Source organism: Rheinheimera sp. SA_1 (genome assembly GCF_001669775.1).
Lineage (GTDB): Bacteria > Pseudomonadota > Gammaproteobacteria > Enterobacterales > Alteromonadaceae > Pararheinheimera.
In genome coordinates, this window is sequence record NZ_LXWK01000011.1 from 492,153 (window position 1) to 507,915 (window position 15,763).

Genomic DNA, 15,763 nt, shown 5'->3' on the forward strand with positions numbered 1-15,763 from the left:
TATCATTAATTAATAAGGCATTACCAGAACACACCTATGTAGTAACACTTAAAAAATGATCAATGGATTGAAAATTGAATATAAAAAACTACATACTCTTGCTTTCCGCAATTTTATCTAGCGGGTGCTCGATAAATAACAAAGGTTTCCCTCTTTTATACAAGGAGGAAATTGTCGAGCCATCTAAAAACAACCTATCTAAGCAAGTAAAATTTACTTCATTTGGCATTCACATTGACACCCGCAGTGGCTTTATCATTAATTTTGGCTACATTAAACGGAAATATATATATCCGCTAGTAACGAGCAACGATTCAGATTGCAGCAATATTCTAGATAGTGCTCATCATAAAAAAATTCCCTCAGATGCAGACCGCACACCAATCAAAATAGTTACAAACCAGGCAGGTCTAAGTGGCGAGTTTTCGCCGACATTTAGTGGGGTTTTTATAGGATATAGAACCAGAAATGTCTTTATTTCAGAAGCAACCAATTCCTTCACATTCTACCAGTCTAACTTTACACAATTGGGCGAACAAACCTGTGCGCTCGTAACAAAAAGCGAGGAGAAAACATGAAAAAGTATGTACTGCTATTTACTATCTTGTCGAGTGTGACTAGCTGCTCGTCCAAACATTTGGTGTATGTCCAGGAATCATCATTCGGATTAAATGTAAGCGTTGGCACTGAAGGCGTTAGTAAGTTTTCACTTGGGTACGATCGCGACATCTTTGCAATTGTACCCAAGAAAACAGATGGCCAAGATGCAATGTCGCTGCTATCTGTTAATAAAGTAGTTGTGAAAAGTTTAGATGATATGTCAATTTCTGAATTTGTAGCCGGAGGAGCACCTGCGGCGAAATTGGCACAAGATACAGAGGCTGTTAATAAATTAAGAAATAAAATCTATAGCAGTGGAGGGGAGAAATAATTATGAGGACTCAAACACTGATTATATTGGTAACACTTGTCGTTTTAGGTGGCTGTTCGAATGCTGTTAGTTATCACCACTCTGAACGAAATAGTATTGCATTAGAAGGGCGGACAACCGACCCTCAACAGCCAGTGCAAGGTGTTATCGGAGTTAAAACCCGAACCATTTTAGTCACACCCAAAACACAAAAAGGTGATGAAAGTTTAAGTGTTGTCAGTGACTTCAAGTTAAAACGTGAGCCGAGTACTAATTCGTCTTGGTTCGATACTACAAGCATAACCAGTGCTTTCATCACAGGTAAAGCGGCGGTAAATGCACCATCTTCAACGTTAGCTGTGGTCAGTGGCCTGGGCTATGGCGCAATAGATGACCGCACTGTAAAACAAGAAATCCTAATGGAAAGCATCTATCGAATGCTAAACAAAATGCCTGATGACAAAATTGCCGAGAACCATGTTAAGGCTTTGGATGAATTGGCTTCAAACATACCAAAAAAATTGAATGAAAAAACCTACTACATAATTGATACCACAGCAAAGCAGATTACCAAAATAGACACTTCCGACTTCGTTGCTAGTAAAGATAACTTCCACAAAGTAATCGAGTATAGCAGATTGTTAAACTCATCCATCTTATCAATTGATAAGATGATGAAAATGCGTGATGTTCAATTTAACGACAATGGCAATACTTCTATCATAGATGAAAATATGATAAATAATTTTAACTCCGAAAAAGAACGCTTAATAAAAGAGCGAAGTGATTTTTTCACACAAATAGGAAGTAGCGCAGTCATTGACGCTGCCTCCCAATATGCTTTAAGTTTTTTATAAGGAATATCACCATGGATACAATAGACGAGAAAGAATGGGAATTTGATGTTAAGCCTCTGGCAAATGGTTTAAAAATTAAGATACTACAGCAGTTGGATTTCGCGGCCATCTTCAGAGATGCAACGACGAATGAAGACATCGCCGAATGTTTGGCAATCATGGCTAGTCGCATACAAAGCAACCCCGCCATTTTAGTTATTTCAACAAAAAGAAATAGTGGTAATAATGGGTGGCTGGCACAGTGTGCTGTATAACAACCACTTTGAGAGTTGCCTATTTTAATTTAAAAAAGTACGTATTAAATTAAATAGGTGACTCTACGATACACTTATTCATCGCAGGTTTCCAATCACGCCTCTGCTGCTGCAGCGCCCACACTCGTCATGGCTTTTGCCTTGCAAAAAACTCCCAGACCAGCTCCGGACCATTTGGCTCCATCGGTGATGGTCCTAAAATGCGTGGTCGTTGCCAATAGGGTTGCGGCATGCCGTGCCCACCTGCAACGATAGTGACAAGTTCGACTTCGAATCGACCATCATCACGCCATTGAATACTTTGTACATTCTTCGATGCGGGCAGCGGAAGTTCACGTTTTGCTTGTAGTGGCAATTTATTGTGGGCGGCAAAAAACTCGGCAGAATCTGCTGAAGATCGGACCTGGCCGTTGTTGAAAAACATGCCCCAAAGTGCAACCTCGCCGCCGGCGTAGGGAACTATCGTGTCTTGTGTGCCATTCATGATCATCACCGAAGCGCCTTGTGCTACAGGCGTGCATTTGAAATTATCGGTAACCGGGACACTGGCAGAAACGGCGGCCACAGCGCGAAAACGAGTCGGCGATTCAAGCGCTAAGCGCAACGACATAAAGCCGCCCGCTGAAACACCGGTCGCAAACACCCGGCTTTGGTCAAAACCATGTTCAGCGATCAGGGTGTCAACCAAACTATTCAGATATTTCACATCATCTAATTCACGGCCATTGACCAGGAAGTCACCGGTTTTGCTGCAGTCATTCCAGTCAAAAGATTTGCCACTTGGATAAACAACGGCGAAGCGATGTTGATCAGCGAGGCGCTCAAAACCGTAGCCGGTTTCGCTGCGGATCTGCGCGCCATTTTGTCCGGAACCGTGCAACACCATCACCAGCGGCGCGGCGTTTGCTGAGTCCTTGGCTAAGTCTTTGGGGACATATAAGCGGTAAGTATAGGTTTCACCGTTCACGTCTATCGTGGCTTTCGTTAGCTCGCCCGTCAGTGCTGGCAGCTCGGGTTCTGGTGTATAGACAAAATATGCGAATAAACCGGCTCCCTGTGCTATGAAAACAGTGAGACCAATCAGGAAAAACCGCAGCGCTTTTTTTAGCATGTGCTTTGCTCGCTTTTTATTTTGGATACCCACGGTGTACCCGGCTTTTTGACATAGTGATGGTAGACATAAGACCAAGGCATCACCAGATAAACCAGCACCACCATGCCAATCGCAATCACATTGGGTATTAGTTTGTCATCGAAGCTGCCATTGAGGTAAAGCGGCAACGGCACCGTGGCTAACCATAGCGTTTTCCAGATAATTTCCCACATCAGGATTGGCAACATTTGTAATGGATAGCGAATGCCTAAGGCGCAAAGTAACCAGAACGCGCCAAGCATACAGGTTTGTACGGTTTGGGCACTGCCCCAGGTAGCGAATGGTTTTTCCGCTGTGAATACGTCTGGCCACATGGTTAAAGCAAGCCCGACGACAACCAATAAATACATGGCGCGCAGTGCATAAATTCGATATTTGGAAACTTCGTTCATTTTGTTACTCCAATGTGTGTCTGGAACCGTCGGGAAAGTGGACTATTTAGTCGCGAAGTCAGTTTTTTTCAGTGCGTTTAATTGCTCTTCTGCATCCCCACGCGCTTTTGACGACAATGCGGGGCTGAAGGCAAGTGCTTGTTCGAATGAAGACACAGCCTTGGTGCTATCGCCTAATGCCTGCCAGGTTTTGCCTAAACGATACCAGGCCACTGCAGTGGGTTTGAGGCTCAAAGACTGCTCCAGATGCACCAGTGCTTCTTTTGGTTTGCCTTGCTCTAATAACGTTCTGCCAAGACCAAAATAAGCAATTTCAGAATCAGGGAAACGCTGGATAACATCCAAAAAAGTTTTTTCAGCATCGCTCAATTCTTTTTCTCTTAATAAGGTCAAACCAATCGTCACTAAGATGTCACGCTGTAATTTAGCAATGACTGGCGCATTGTCGACCTTGACGGCTAAAGCCCCCGCCCGGGCATCTTCAAAGTTTTCGTCATATAAATCGAATTTTGCCTGCAGTAATTTTGCAACTTCTGGGTTGGTTTGGTGGGTGGTGCGGATCAGCTTTTTCGCGCTAGACGTGCTGCCGCCCATTAAACCCGGGACTTCCAGATAAAACGACATCAACGAAACTGCAGCGTTATAGTTGGCCGGGTCTAATTCAATCGCCTTCTTAAAAGAATCGCGAATGGCGCCAAGAGAACCGACAGCTTCCATCATGTCACCTTTTTCCGCTTTGGAACCAAGGACATTGCCAAGCGACTCATGACATTCAGAACTGTTTGGGTTGTGTTGAATGCATTGCTCAGCCATTTTGATAGCGTCATCAAAACGCTGAATGTTGCCCTCGAGCAAAATTAAATCAATGTTGCCGACCAAAGCATCGGCATTAGTCGGCTCGATGGCGAGTTTAGCGGCGATAGCGGTTTCGGCTTCGGCATATTTTTTTGCGTCGATAAGCGCGGTGTATTCGTGCGCGTTGGCTGACTGCAGGCCTGACATAGCTGTCATTAATAAAGCGAAGGTGACTGCTTGACCAACAAAGGATTTACGAGAAGTAACATTGCGCATAGTGGTGTATTCCCAGATGAAAGTAACTTAAATAATTTAAAACAATCCAACAGCTTAGGTTGATTCTTTGCCATGGTTCCGATAATTGCAGTGTCGCTGGTCGGCAAAGTGGCGGCAATCAGCAAGGGACGACTGACGGTTTGGTTGTCATGGACGACGAAAAAACGCGGCTGGGTTGCAGGGGTTTGGTGAGCTGGCACGGACCGGAGGATGTAACAGCGTACGGGGGATTTTGGCTCTGTTTAAGGTTGGCATGGCTATAATGCTGGCATGCACTTACTTATCATTGAAGACGATCTGGATTTAGGCTTTGCGCTGCAACAGGCGCTCAAGGCCGAAGGCATTAGCAGTGTCTGGTTGCGTCGGTTGGCCGACACACCTCGCATCGCCGCCGATCTGGACTACGACTGCATCCTACTCGACGTTGCACTGCCCGACGGCTGCGGCTTTGACTTGTTATCGCGTTGGCGCGCAAACGGCATTACTGTCCCCATTATCATGATCACCGCCCGATCAGCCCTCGACGACCGATTGGCCGGCTTAGATGGTGGCGCCGATGACTTTCTGGTCAAACCCTTTGCGATGGCAGAGCTATTGTCGCGGCTGCGCGTCGTATTGCGCCGGGTAGCGCGCCAAGCCAGTGCCATGTGGACCATTGGCCAGTTGCAAATTGACCCGCGTGGTTATCAGGCTTGGCTAGACGGTGCAGAACTCGACTTGCTGCGGCGGGAATTCCAATTACTGGTAGAACTGGCGCGCGAGCTGGGCACGGTGGTGCCAAAGGGCGTGTTAGCGCAACGGCTGGAACCCTTAGGTGACGCCTTGACTTTCAGTTTGCTCGAAGTCCATATCTCCAATCTGCGCCGGAAAATCGGCGCGCAGCGTATCCGCACCGTTCGTGGTGTGGGTTATATGTTGGTGCCATGAAAATATTACGCTCTGTCGTCCGTCCGACGTTAGTCAGGCGTGTGGTCATCGCCCTGCTCGCCGTATCTGTGCTGATTTGGTTGGTGCTGATGACGTACTACTATTGGCAGGAAAGTAGTCACACTGCCGCAGCAGCACGGCAACAGCAACGCGGTGAAGCTGTGTTGGCAGTACTGAGTGAGATCAACGATGTAACAGAGGCTCGCCAAGCGGTTGCCTTGTATTCAGCGCTGTTTAACAGCGTGTATCTACGCGCGGATGTTTCGGAACGGTTTTTAATTCAACTGGAAGATCACACCGGACAGCGTCTGTATCTGACGCCGGGAAGTGACGGCATCGGCTGGAGTGGCGTCGCGAATGAGGTAGTTAGCCAGCAACTACAAGGCAGTCAGTATCAGGTTTATCGGGGAAAAAGCACACAGTGGGTGCTCACCCTCGCTGACCCTGTGCCTGCCCCAGCGCTTTTGCTGGCGCGGCTTAGCGACAATCTGACCATCTCAGTACTGATTTCTTTTCCATTATTACTGTTGCCGGTCTGGTATGCCGTGGCACGAGGCCTGAGTCCACTGCGCCGCTTGTCAGACGCAATCGCAGCGCGAGGGCCTGATGATCTGAAGCCACTGGAGTTGGATATGACCTATGCCGAGTTAACCCCACTCACCACCGCGCTTGATCGCCTGTTTCATCAATTGCGCGCCCGGATCTCGCGTGAGCACAGCTTTGTACAAGATGCGGCTCACGAACTGAGAACACCCATTGCGGTGATCGCGGCACAGGCCCATGTGATGCTAAAGGCAGTCGATAGCGAAGACCGGCGTCAAGCTGCGCAATACCTTGACGCAGCCATCGCCCGGGTGTCGCACCTGATTGAACAACTGCTGGATTTGGCGCGCTTTGACACCACCAGTAGCACAGCGGCAACCAGCCTTGATGTCGCGCAACTATTGCGCCAGGAACTGGTGAACGTCGCAATGCCCGCAATGGCGCGGGACATTGAACTATCGCTTGAAGCGCCAGATCAGTTGCACTGTCTACTGGACTCCCAAGCTTGGCTGTCGATTGTGCAAAATCTGCTGTCAAATGCGGTGCGTTATGGCCGGGATGGTGGTCAGGTTATGGCAGAATTAGCCGAACAAAACGGCATCCTTAAATTATCAGTTGCCGACGATGGGCCAGGGATCAGTCCAGCAGAACAATCCCTGGTGTTCGAGCGCTTTTATCGTGTGACCAGCACCGACATCAGCGGTTCGGGTCTTGGCCTGGCGATAGTGGCTCAGGCGGTGATGCGGTTAGGCGGCAAAGTCCGGCTGGAGCAAGGTCTTCACGGACGTGGCTGCAACTTTATCGTTGAAATACCTGTGGAATAAGGCCCTTTATGTATTTGGAGACTCATCAATGAATACCCAACAAAACGTAGCAGCGACAACAGGTAAACCGCACCGGCAGCCCCTTGGCCGCAGGATGTTAAAATGGACTGTGGTCATGATAGCGGTGGTGGCCACGCTCATTGGCATGCTGATCAGCATCTTGTTCTGGAATGCACTAAGCACAGAGCGGCCGGTCGGATTTCAGGCTGTGCAAGCCAAAGATGCGGACGGCAAACCAATGATGGTCGCGATCTGGTACCCCACTCAGACGCCAACAGCGCCCAAATGGGCAGGCAGTTTTTTCATGCAAGTCGCAGCGAACGGGGCCATTGCTGGCAACCAATTACCGCTCATCGTCTTGTCTCACGGCACTGGCGGCTCCGTAACCAGCCACGCCGATCTCGCACTGGCGCTGGCTGCTGCGGGTTTTGTTGTGGCCGCTCCAATGCACAGTGATAATTATCTTGATATAAGCTCGGTTGGTACGCCAGCCTACTTTACCGGCCGCACTGCACAGCTACGGGTAAGCATCGACTATATGCTGCAGCAATGGCCGGAGCATCAACGCATAGATGCCAACCGCATTGGCGCTTATGGCTTTTCGATAGGTGCTTTCACCGTGCTGACCGCTGCCGGTGCCAAACCGGATCTGCGGGGAGTGGCGGCCTATTGTGCCGCTCAAAATGAGTTTGCCTGCGATATGCTGCGTCAGGCTAATTCCTTCCTGCTCGGTTCAAATCTGCCGGCCAATTTTGATAGCTTTCTAGTAGACACGCGGATTAAAGCCGTCGTCATCGCCGCGCCGGGTCTTGGCTTTACATTCAAAGGCCCAGACGCACTGGCCAATGTCAAAATGCCGGTACAGTTATGGCAAGGCGACCAAGATGATAATGTGCCGGCGACAAGCAATGCCCAAGTGATCCGTGATCAACTTGGCAGCAGCGTCGAATTCCAGCTGGTACCAAACGCCGCACATCTGTCATTTCTCGCCCCTTGTGGCATCCTGAAACTGGCGCCAATCTGCAGGGATCCGGACGGCTTTGATCGTCAGGTTTTCCACGATGCCATGAACCCACGTGTGGTAGAATTTTTTGCTAAACAATTGGCGCTGCCCTGATTACAGCATGCAAATCCCGGAGTAATAGCACATGTTGACCCAGTTTTCGCCGACAATCGAAGCCTATTGGCACAATTTATTTTTGCGCGGTGACGTGATCTACCGGGGCGAACAACTGACAGTAGTGATCAGCTCCACACTGCCACCGGATCGCCGGTTGATGCTGCGTCAATCCGTCGGCGGCCAGCTTTGGGCGGTGATGGCACCTGATATCGCCAGCCAACTCGGGCTTAGTTCTGGCCTTAGATCTGGGCTGCAGCCAGGGTTCACAGAGGCTTTACTGCGACAACGGCTGCAGGACGCTGGCATCCGCTTGTATGGCGCGGACAAGCTGTTTTATTTCAGCGCAGCAAGTCAGCAGGCGTTGCTACAGCAAGCGCCAGTGGCGCATGTACGGCAATTGCACGCAGCGGACGCGCCTTTGTTCACCCGGTTCCAGTCCCGGGCATCTGCGCAGGATTTGGATGACGCCTACGTGGAACTTGACCATTGGGCAGTGTTTGGTGCTTTTGTTGATGGCCAACTGGTATGCGCTGCCAGTATGTATCCATGGGACGGCGAACAAATAGCCGATACCGGTGTATTAACTTTGCCAGATTATCGTGGGGTTGGTCATGCGCGCAACGTGATCCGGGCGATCAGCCATTACGCCTGTGAACAGGGTTATCAGCCGCAATACCGTTGTCAGACCGACAACCTGGCCTCAACAGCTTTAGCCAGAGCCGCAGGACTTGATTTATTTGGCCACTGGCAAGTGATTGATATGGCAGGGACCATTTCTGCTGACAACGGCTAAACTCACGCCCTGCTGCATTCAGCCGTCAAATCACACATCCACGACACTCAGCTCACATCTGCTTAAAATGATGTAAATAGCTGCGGCTCACCGGCAGGTTTTCGCTGCGGCCTTTTAAGTAGACCGTGGCGGTTTCGTTGTCGCCGCGGATCACGTGGCTGACCCTAGCCAGATTGACCACCACCGAGCGGTGTATTTGCACAAAGTGGCTGGCATCCAGCTGCTCGACCAGCTCTTTTAGTGGAGTGCGGATCAGTGCTTCTGCAGCTTTTCCCTCGTGATCGCGCCAGCCAATCAGCGTATATTTTTCATCGGAACGGAGAAAATCAATGTCGCTGACCGCAATCATCCGCACTGATTGGCCAATGGATGCTTTGATCCAGCGTAACGGTTCTGGCGCGGCTTTTTTCTGTAACCGCGTTTCCAATTTGTCCAATAACAGCTCGATGTCAGGCGCTTGTTGGGCAGTCCCAAACCTTTCCCGCAGCCGCTGCACCGTTTCGGCCAGTCGATCCTGTACCACCGGTTTAACTAAATAATCTAATGCGCCCTGGGTAAACGCTTCGACGGCATATTCGCTGTAGGCCGTGACAAACACCAGGTGCGCACCGCGGCCGATCTGGCGCGCGGCTTCAATGCCGGTCATCCCCGGCATATGGATATCGAGAAAACATACGGTGGGTTTATGCAGCTGATACTGTTCCAGCGCTTCACGGCCATTACGCGCCAGCGCCACAATAGTTAATTCTGGCCAGGTAGCCGCCAGCATCCGGGCTAACGCACTGCGCAGCAACGGTTCATCGTCGGCGATGAGTGCGGTTGGCTGATTTGAAGTCGGCTGATTTAAAAGCATCTTAGTCTCCTGAAGATACGGCAGTTGGTGCAGTCACTGCAGGACTCCATTGCGCCGGAATATTGATATTGACACAAAAACCATGTGGCTCCAGCGCCGTCAGGCTGAGTTGCGCCTGACCGGCAAAAACCAGCTGCAGGCGTTCCCGCAGATTGGCGAGGCCAGTGCCTAAGCCTTTACTGCTCTGCTGGCTGCTGAGCCCGCAACTTAACCCAACACCGGTGTCTTTCACCTCCGCCAGACAACGTCCGTCTTGTAATCGCACCGAGACGTCGATTTGACCGCCTTCTTCACTGGGATCGATGCCATGCCGGATGGCGTTTTCCACCAACGTCAGCAAGGTCATCGGCGGGCATTGCACGGCAAGAGCTGCGGGTTCAGCCTGAATGGTAAACTGCAGCCGATCGGGCATCCGCATATGCATCAATTCCAGATAAGCCCGCACCAATTCTAATTCTTGTCCCAACGTGGTGGCACTGTTATGCAAATTGGGCACGGCCGCGCGTAAATAAGTGATCAGACTCCCCAGCACTTCGGATGCCTGTGACGAGCCGGAATCAACCAGCTCCCGCACGTTCGCCAGCGTATTAAACAAAAAATGCGGCTCGACCTGCGCCTGCAATAAACGCAGCCGTGAATCCAACGCGTCTCTGGCCAACTTACTGCGTTCCAGCTCAAACGACAACGCCTGCCGCTGCGCCTGGCCGTTGATATGGCGGTACAACGCCGACATCGCAATCCACGGCGACACTAACAAACCGATGAAAAGCAAAATAGCAAAGCCAAACATTCTTTTCGGGTCGGTGCTCCACACTTCCGGATGAGAAAACGAGGTTACGGACATAATCAACACCGCAGCAAAAGGCGCCACAACAGCGACCGCTAACACCTGGAGCAACCAGCGCGCCATCCAGCGCGGCAATCGCTTCGGCCAGCGCTCGAAGATGCCAAAAACGAGCAATTGCAAGCCCCCGAGCATAAGTAGGCGGATTGGCGGTATGAACCAGCTGGAAACAAAAATGGGGATCCAGAGCGCGCTGAACAGCACACAGGCCAAAAGAACTATCCGCAGCCGCTGCCAACCAAACATCGCCGGTGGCGCTGGCGGGGTCGTTGGTAATGAAACTGAAGGTTCATGATGTTGCATGGTTAAACGAGACCTAAAATATCAGCAGAATTTTTCATTGTTAATCTCGATGCGTTTAGCAATGAGGGAATACGCCTAGCTTACACTGCAAAGTGGTGTCATGGATGCCCCCAGATGATGGCTGACGCCTTGGTTGGCGTAAATGACGATATCGGCAGATGAATGACGGGCGCCTCCCCCCGTCCATAACAATGTAGTCGCCACTATGTATCCACAACTATGTAGCCGCAGCAATTACCGCGGTTTTCGTCGCCGGTCCGCCCAGAACGTCGTCAGTTCTTTCCGATCCGTATTTCATCAATAGCAGCGCCTAAATACGTCGTGAATTGACATATTCTGTCAGCATCAAATCTGCAACGACAAAAGGTTTTTTATGACTTGGATCCATATTATCGCGGGCTTAGTGGCGATCTTGGCTGGCGCAATGGCGATGATTGCCGCCAAAGGCTCACCGCTGCATCGCAAGTCCGGTACGCTATTTACCATTTCGATGCTGATCATGACGGGCAGTGCCGCCATCGTTTCACTGTTCTTACGCATCGACCACGTGACCGGTGTTGCCGCTTTGTTTACTGCTTATCTGGTCTGTACATCCTGGTTGGTCATCAAACGCAAGGTACAGGATAGTTACGCGGTGCTGGCATGGTTTGCCTTTGCGGCGGCGTTACTGGGTATTTATGCGCTCAGCCTGTGGTTCAATTTCCTTGAAGATCCAAAAACTTTAATCACCAAAAATAGTCCGCCACAGACGCTGATGGTGTTTGGCACCATCAGTCTGCTGTGTGCCGCTTTGGATGTTCGTTTGTTGCGGGCAGGACAAATCGTTGGTGCCCAGCGGTTGGTGCGGCATCTGTGGCGGATGTGTTTTGCGATGTTGATCGCCACCGGGTCTTTTTTCACTGGTCAAATGCAAGTCTTCCCGGCTATGGTGCGCAAAAGCGCGGTGTTTGGGGTTCCGGTCCTGGCCATCCCTGTGCTGCTGGTGTTAGTGGCGACGCTGTATTGGCTGGGTCGTACTTTGCTGCAGCGTAAGCGCGCGAGTATCAGGTAAAGTGGCAACGCAGCAGCGTTTTCTTAAGAACCCGTGCTTTTTGCCATCACCAGCCAGACCCGTCATCATTCACAAAAGATGAACGAATCATCCATAGTTGTGGGTTTGTTCGACAAGTTCTGAATGTTTATATTTCACTCACTGCCAACGCCTGAGCCTTACGACCTAAGTGGCTCATCGCAACCAGGGTAGATTTTTTAACAAGCTACGCAGTCCACAACAGTCGACGCGAAAGCAAAACCCAACAGCATCAGGAGTGTTATATGAACAGATTTACCAACAAAACAGTGTTAGTGACCGGTGGCAATAGCGGTATTGGTTTGGCGACAGCCATTCAATATGCCCAAGAAGGCGCTCGTGTGGTCATTACCGGCCGTGATCAGGCGACGCTGGATCAGGCGAAAACGTTGATCGGCGCGAACACTATTGCGTTGCAAAACGATCAGGGTGATATCAAAGCGGCCGCCCAATTAGCCGGTACTTTAGCGGAACAAGGCATCAAACTGGACGCCATTTTCTTAAATGCCGGTATTGCCAAGTTCGCACCAATGCTAGATATCGATGAAGCACTGTGGGATCAGACGTTTAACGTCAATGTAAAAGGTGCTTTTTTCACCATCCAGGCGCTGACGCCGCTGTTAAATCGTGGTGCCGCCATTGTGCTGAACGGTTCAATTAATGCACATATCGGCATGCCTTCTTCTGCGGTGTATGCAGCAAGTAAAGCGGCACTGATTTCCTTTGCCAAAACCTTGTCTGCAGAACTGTTGCCGCTTGGTGTGCGGGTTAATGTTGTCAGCCCAGGTCCTGTCAGCACGCCGTTGTACGGCCGTTTGGGTATGGATGCTGCACAGCTGGAACAGATGGCGACAGCGATCCAGGAACAAATTCCGCTGAAACGTTTTGGTACCCCGGATGAGCTGGCTAAAACAGTGCTGTTTATGTCTTCGGCAGACTCGGCCTTTATTGTCGGCACCGAACTGATTGCTGATGGCGGCATGAGCCAATTATAAAATTCCGGGTGCAGCCTGAGTCTTTCATACGGATCCTTGTTGTTAACTTCTTAAGCCTGCACCTGAGATATTGCAGGCTTTTTGTCATTTTTCCCGGCGGTCATGTTTCTCTGAGGTCATTTTGCCTTGCGGTCCCAGAGCGCAGTTCCGGCAAAAGCTTCTACCAGAAAGTCAATCATGACCCGTACTTTCACACTCAGATGACGTCGGCTTGGGTACATGGCCAGTACATCAATGTCCGGCAACTTGTAGTCCGGCAGTAAGGCCACCAAAGCGCCGGAGACTAAATCCGGGCCGATCAGAAAAGTCGGTTGCCAGATAATGCCGCAACCACTCAGCGCCATGGCTCTTGCGGTATCACCATTGTTGGTGTGTACCTTGCCTTTCACTTTCACCTGCTGAATTCTGCCGCTGCTGTCAGTAAAATTCCATTCGTCTCCCGAATAGGTATAAATGATACATTCATGCTCTTTTAAATCGTCCGGCATCAGTGGTGTGCCATGTCGCTGCAGATAAGCCGGAGAGGCACATAACACGTTATGCGAACTGGCTAGCTTACGTGCAGCATGATTCACCGAACCAGCCCGTGAAATACGGATCACCAAATCGTAGCCTTCTTCCACGATGTCGACCACCCGGTCAACCAGCGAAATATCCAGCTCCAGCTCCGGGTAACGTCGGATAAATTCAGGCCACAATGGCGCCAGATGCAAAATACCAAAACTCAAAGGCGCATTGATCCGCAATCGGCCCCGTGGTTGGATCGCAGCGGAAGAGACCAAAGCCTCAGTTTCTGCTACTTCCGCCAGTATCGACTTGCAGCGCTCAAATAAGGCCTCGCCACTTTCGGTCAGCGACAATTTACGAGAACTGCGGTTGAGCAACCTGCAGCCCAAATAAGCTTCCAGATCATTGATATAACGGGTCACATTGGCAGGTGAGGTATCCAGCAAATCAGCCGCTTTATTGAAGCTGCCCTTGCTCACCACGGTCATAAAAATTTCGTACGCTCTGAGTCTGTCCATTCCAACTCCTTCGGCTCACAAATTCGTTCATAAAAGATGAATAATACCTTCATATTCGCGGCCTTCATCTACTAAAAGCAATTCAATATAGTTGATCCCAAGCAGGTCATGTGACCTTGTTTCACTAAAATTGAGGAATTCATCATGCAAAAATTAACCGGTAAAGTAGCGATTGTGACAGGTGCCAGTTCAGGGATTGGCCGGGCAACCGCTTTGTTGTTTGCCCGTGAAGGCGCAAAAGTTGTTGTTGGGGCGCGTCGTGAAAGCGAACTGGCAAGCTTAGTGGCAGAAATTAACGCAGAAGGCGGCGAAGCCATTGCGCTGGCAGGCGATGTGATTGCTGAAGACTATGCTAAAGCTTTAGTCGACTTAGCGGTGAGTCAGTACGGCCGTTTGGATATTGCTTATAACAACGCCGGCACCTTGGGTGAAATGGGTGCTAGCACTGAAGTATCGGCTTTGGGATTTGCGCAAACACTGGAAACCAACCTGACCAGTGCCTTTTTAGGAGCTAAACATCAGGTCCCGGAAATGCTGAAGCAAGGTGGCGGTTCAATCATTTTTACCTCTACCTTCGTCGGTTATAGCTTTGCCTTCCCCGGCGTTGCAGCTTATGCCGCCAGCAAAGCAGGTTTAATCGGCTTAACTCAGGCGTTGGCAGCAGAGTTTGGTCCTCAAAACGTGCGGGTCAATGCAGTGTTACCCGGAGCCGTTGATACGCCGATGTACCGCGGCATGAATGACAGTGCTGAATCACAGTCTTTTGTGACACAGTTGCATGCGCTAAAACGTGTTGCGACACCTGAAGAACTAGCGCGTTCAGTGCTCTATCTGGCCTCTGACGACTCGTCATTTGTGACAGGCACCGCCTCACTGGTTGATGGTGGCGCTTCAATCACCAGAACTTGATCCGTATTGCAGTTCCGCTTTCTATCCGGAATATGCAGCGCCCGACTTCAATCTAAGTCAGTACCAGAGTCTGAGTCATTGCCTGCAATGGCTCAGAATATTGTATCATCTGCCTTTTAAGACGTTAGCTAACACTACCTGCGAGTCCTCTGAATGTGGCTGAATCAACAGCAAATTACCGCCCCTGCTATCCGCACTTATCGCACGGCTTTACTGCACTCGACACCCCATTATGTGGTGATTGATCAGTTATTTGATACCTCCAAACTGCTTGAAGTCAGTCGCGTTTTGCAGCAAGCAGATGGCTGGCAAACACAACACCATACCTACTCGGCTTTATATGTGGATCAGGCGAAGTGGCAGAAAACCCCGCAGGCGCAACGTTTTGTGCAGCGGGATGTCTGGCAACGTGCGGTGCCTGATGCTGATAATTCGATTGCTAAAAGCAGCACTGCTCATCTCTCCTCAGCCCAGCACTCCCCCGCCGCCCAGCCATTGGCTAATCCGGCGCAGGAGTTTTTGCAGTTTTTACGCGGGCCAGAATTTATGGCGTTGTTATCGCGGATTTTTAAGGTGCAAATCACCGATCTTAACGTGGCAAAACCTGAGGTTAATACCAATTATTTTCGCTTAGGAGCCCGTGATTTTGTCAATCAGCATGCCGATGACTCACCCGGTCGTGAAGTGTGTATGTTGTTGTATTTAAATGAAGACTGGCAGAGCGATCAGGGCGGCGAACTGGTTTTTAGCGGCAAGGATGATAACCCGGTGCATATCGCGCCTTTTTTCAACCGTTGTGTGTTGTTTGACCCGTCGTCAGCGGGTTCTGAGCACTGGGTTAAAGCGCTGTCTGCTGAAACAAACACCCGGCACTATCGCTATAACGTCACTAGTTGGTATTGGTCGGAATGATGTTTGCCA

General features: G+C 50.2%; 19 protein-coding genes. 13 read left to right on the plus strand and 6 right to left on the minus strand.

Features of this window, described 5'->3' with window-relative positions:
- Positions 1-74: 74 nt before the first annotated feature.
- The 4 genes from A5320_RS03385 to A5320_RS03400 are packed head-to-tail and all read left to right on the plus strand — an operon-like array spanning position 75 to position 2,021.
- Entirely contained in the window at positions 75-578 is a 504-nt protein-coding gene (locus tag A5320_RS03385) for a hypothetical protein (protein ID WP_068060906.1), read from the plus strand.
- A complete protein-coding gene (locus A5320_RS03390; RefSeq protein WP_068060908.1) occupies positions 575-931 on the plus strand; it encodes a hypothetical protein in 357 nt (118 codons plus the stop codon). The genes A5320_RS03385 and A5320_RS03390 overlap by 4 nt, the downstream gene beginning before the upstream one ends.
- Before the next feature lie 2 nt (positions 932-933).
- Positions 934-1,767 carry a hypothetical protein gene (locus A5320_RS03395; protein WP_068060909.1) on the plus strand — a complete coding sequence of 278 codons (834 nt, stop codon included), beginning with the start codon at positions 934-936 and terminating at the stop codon, positions 1,765-1,767.
- Positions 1,768-1,778: 11 nt separating this feature from the next.
- Entirely contained in the window at positions 1,779-2,021 is a 243-nt protein-coding gene (locus A5320_RS03400; RefSeq protein ID WP_068060910.1) for a hypothetical protein, read from the plus strand.
- A 127-nt stretch (positions 2,022-2,148) separates the two neighbouring features.
- Here the strand turns inward: A5320_RS03400 and A5320_RS03405 are convergent, their stop codons facing one another.
- Genes A5320_RS03405 through A5320_RS03415 form a run of 3 tightly spaced genes read right to left on the minus strand, consistent with a single transcriptional unit; the run spans position 2,149 to position 4,568 of the window.
- A complete protein-coding gene (locus A5320_RS03405) occupies positions 2,149-3,132 on the minus strand; it encodes an alpha/beta hydrolase family esterase (RefSeq protein WP_068060911.1) in 984 nt (327 codons plus the stop codon).
- Positions 3,126-3,566 carry a hypothetical protein gene (locus A5320_RS03410; RefSeq protein WP_068060913.1) on the minus strand — a complete coding sequence of 147 codons (441 nt, stop codon included), beginning with the start codon at positions 3,564-3,566 and terminating at the stop codon, positions 3,126-3,128. The genes A5320_RS03405 and A5320_RS03410 overlap by 7 nt, the downstream gene beginning before the upstream one ends.
- A gap of 42 nt (positions 3,567-3,608) precedes the next feature.
- Complete coding sequence (locus A5320_RS03415) at positions 3,609-4,568, minus strand: tetratricopeptide repeat protein (RefSeq protein ID WP_068060919.1); 960 nt, start codon at positions 4,566-4,568, stop codon at positions 3,609-3,611.
- A gap of 339 nt (positions 4,569-4,907) precedes the next feature.
- On the opposite strand from A5320_RS03415, the gene A5320_RS03420 reads away from it, so the two are divergent.
- Genes A5320_RS03420 through A5320_RS03435 form a run of 4 tightly spaced genes read left to right on the plus strand, consistent with a single transcriptional unit; the run spans position 4,908 to position 8,844 of the window.
- Positions 4,908-5,564: a response regulator gene (locus A5320_RS03420; RefSeq protein ID WP_068060922.1), complete on the plus strand. Its 657-nt coding sequence runs from the start codon at positions 4,908-4,910 to the stop codon at positions 5,562-5,564.
- Entirely contained in the window at positions 5,561-6,931 is a 1,371-nt protein-coding gene (locus A5320_RS03425) for an ATP-binding protein (RefSeq protein WP_068060925.1), read from the plus strand. Before A5320_RS03420 ends, A5320_RS03425 begins: the two co-directional genes overlap by 4 nt.
- A gap of 28 nt (positions 6,932-6,959) precedes the next feature.
- Positions 6,960-8,048 carry an alpha/beta hydrolase family protein gene (locus tag A5320_RS03430; RefSeq protein WP_082971507.1) on the plus strand — a complete coding sequence of 363 codons (1,089 nt, stop codon included), beginning with the start codon at positions 6,960-6,962 and terminating at the stop codon, positions 8,046-8,048.
- Between the two features lie 31 nt (positions 8,049-8,079).
- The gene (locus A5320_RS03435; protein ID WP_157605603.1) at positions 8,080-8,844 is read left to right on the plus strand and encodes a GNAT family N-acetyltransferase; all 765 of its coding nucleotides are present in this window, start codon (positions 8,080-8,082) and stop codon (positions 8,842-8,844) included.
- A 52-nt stretch (positions 8,845-8,896) separates the two neighbouring features.
- Here A5320_RS03435 and A5320_RS03440 read toward each other — a convergent pair whose 3' ends face one another.
- Both A5320_RS03440 and A5320_RS03445 read right to left on the minus strand, forming a co-directional pair.
- On the minus strand, positions 8,897-9,697 hold the full coding sequence (locus A5320_RS03440) for a LytR/AlgR family response regulator transcription factor (RefSeq protein WP_068060932.1): 801 nt from the start codon (positions 9,695-9,697) through the stop codon (positions 8,897-8,899).
- A 1-nt stretch (position 9,698) separates the two neighbouring features.
- On the minus strand, positions 9,699-10,664 hold the full coding sequence (locus tag A5320_RS03445) for a sensor histidine kinase (protein WP_197489961.1): 966 nt from the start codon (positions 10,662-10,664) through the stop codon (positions 9,699-9,701).
- Between the two features lie 31 nt (positions 10,665-10,695).
- Here A5320_RS03445 and A5320_RS22095 point away from each other — a divergent pair, with 31 nt between their 5' ends.
- From A5320_RS22095 to A5320_RS03455, 3 genes are all read left to right on the plus strand, one after another.
- On the plus strand, positions 10,696-10,836 hold the full coding sequence (locus A5320_RS22095; RefSeq protein WP_197489962.1) for a hypothetical protein: 141 nt from the start codon (positions 10,696-10,698) through the stop codon (positions 10,834-10,836).
- Positions 10,837-11,217: 381 nt separating this feature from the next.
- Complete coding sequence (locus A5320_RS03450; RefSeq protein WP_068060935.1) at positions 11,218-11,895, plus strand: hypothetical protein; 678 nt, start codon at positions 11,218-11,220, stop codon at positions 11,893-11,895.
- A gap of 263 nt (positions 11,896-12,158) precedes the next feature.
- Positions 12,159-12,908, plus strand: coding sequence for an SDR family oxidoreductase (locus A5320_RS03455; protein WP_068060939.1), 750 nt, complete (start codon positions 12,159-12,161; stop codon positions 12,906-12,908).
- Between the two features lie 116 nt (positions 12,909-13,024).
- Here the strand turns inward: A5320_RS03455 and A5320_RS03460 are convergent, their stop codons facing one another.
- Complete coding sequence (locus tag A5320_RS03460; protein ID WP_068060942.1) at positions 13,025-13,933, minus strand: LysR family transcriptional regulator; 909 nt, start codon at positions 13,931-13,933, stop codon at positions 13,025-13,027.
- Positions 13,934-14,077: 144 nt separating this feature from the next.
- Here A5320_RS03460 and A5320_RS03465 point away from each other — a divergent pair, with 144 nt between their 5' ends.
- A complete protein-coding gene (locus tag A5320_RS03465; RefSeq protein ID WP_068060944.1) occupies positions 14,078-14,842 on the plus strand; it encodes an SDR family oxidoreductase in 765 nt (254 codons plus the stop codon).
- Positions 14,843-14,995: 153 nt separating this feature from the next.
- Positions 14,996-15,754 carry a 2OG-Fe(II) oxygenase gene (locus A5320_RS03470; protein WP_068060947.1) on the plus strand — a complete coding sequence of 253 codons (759 nt, stop codon included), beginning with the start codon at positions 14,996-14,998 and terminating at the stop codon, positions 15,752-15,754.
- Positions 15,755-15,763: the final 9 nt, after the last annotated feature.

Bases quoted from the DNA above. Each gene is read 5' to 3' on its own strand.
- A5320_RS03390 (WP_068060908.1), top strand. From the start codon at position 575: ATGAAAAAGTATGTACTGCTATTTACTATCTTGTCGAGTGTGACTAGC.
- A5320_RS03395 (WP_068060909.1), top strand. From the start codon at position 934: ATGAGGACTCAAACACTGATTATATTGGTAACACTTGTCGTTTTAGGT.
- A5320_RS03400 (WP_068060910.1), top strand. From the start codon at position 1,779: ATGGATACAATAGACGAGAAAGAATGGGAATTTGATGTTAAGCCTCTG.
- A5320_RS03405 (WP_068060911.1), bottom strand. From the start codon at position 3,132: ATGCTAAAAAAAGCGCTGCGGTTTTTCCTGATTGGTCTCACTGTTTTC.
- A5320_RS03410 (WP_068060913.1), bottom strand. From the start codon at position 3,566: ATGAACGAAGTTTCCAAATATCGAATTTATGCACTGCGCGCCATGTAT.
- A5320_RS03415 (WP_068060919.1), bottom strand. From the start codon at position 4,568: ATGTCAGGCCTGCAGTCAGCCAACGCGCACGAATACACCGCGCTTATC.
- A5320_RS03420 (WP_068060922.1), top strand. From the start codon at position 4,908: ATGCACTTACTTATCATTGAAGACGATCTGGATTTAGGCTTTGCGCTG.
- A5320_RS03425 (WP_068060925.1), top strand. From the start codon at position 5,561: ATGAAAATATTACGCTCTGTCGTCCGTCCGACGTTAGTCAGGCGTGTG.
- A5320_RS03430 (WP_082971507.1), top strand. From the start codon at position 6,960: ATGAATACCCAACAAAACGTAGCAGCGACAACAGGTAAACCGCACCGG.
- A5320_RS03435 (WP_157605603.1), top strand. From the start codon at position 8,080: ATGTTGACCCAGTTTTCGCCGACAATCGAAGCCTATTGGCACAATTTA.
- A5320_RS03440 (WP_068060932.1), bottom strand. From the start codon at position 9,697: ATGCTTTTAAATCAGCCGACTTCAAATCAGCCAACCGCACTCATCGCC.
- A5320_RS22095 (WP_197489962.1), top strand. From the start codon at position 10,696: ATGAACCAGCTGGAAACAAAAATGGGGATCCAGAGCGCGCTGAACAGC.
- A5320_RS03450 (WP_068060935.1), top strand. From the start codon at position 11,218: ATGACTTGGATCCATATTATCGCGGGCTTAGTGGCGATCTTGGCTGGC.
- A5320_RS03455 (WP_068060939.1), top strand. From the start codon at position 12,159: ATGAACAGATTTACCAACAAAACAGTGTTAGTGACCGGTGGCAATAGC.
- A5320_RS03460 (WP_068060942.1), bottom strand. From the start codon at position 13,933: ATGGACAGACTCAGAGCGTACGAAATTTTTATGACCGTGGTGAGCAAG.
- A5320_RS03465 (WP_068060944.1), top strand. From the start codon at position 14,078: ATGCAAAAATTAACCGGTAAAGTAGCGATTGTGACAGGTGCCAGTTCA.
- A5320_RS03470 (WP_068060947.1), top strand. From the start codon at position 14,996: ATGTGGCTGAATCAACAGCAAATTACCGCCCCTGCTATCCGCACTTAT.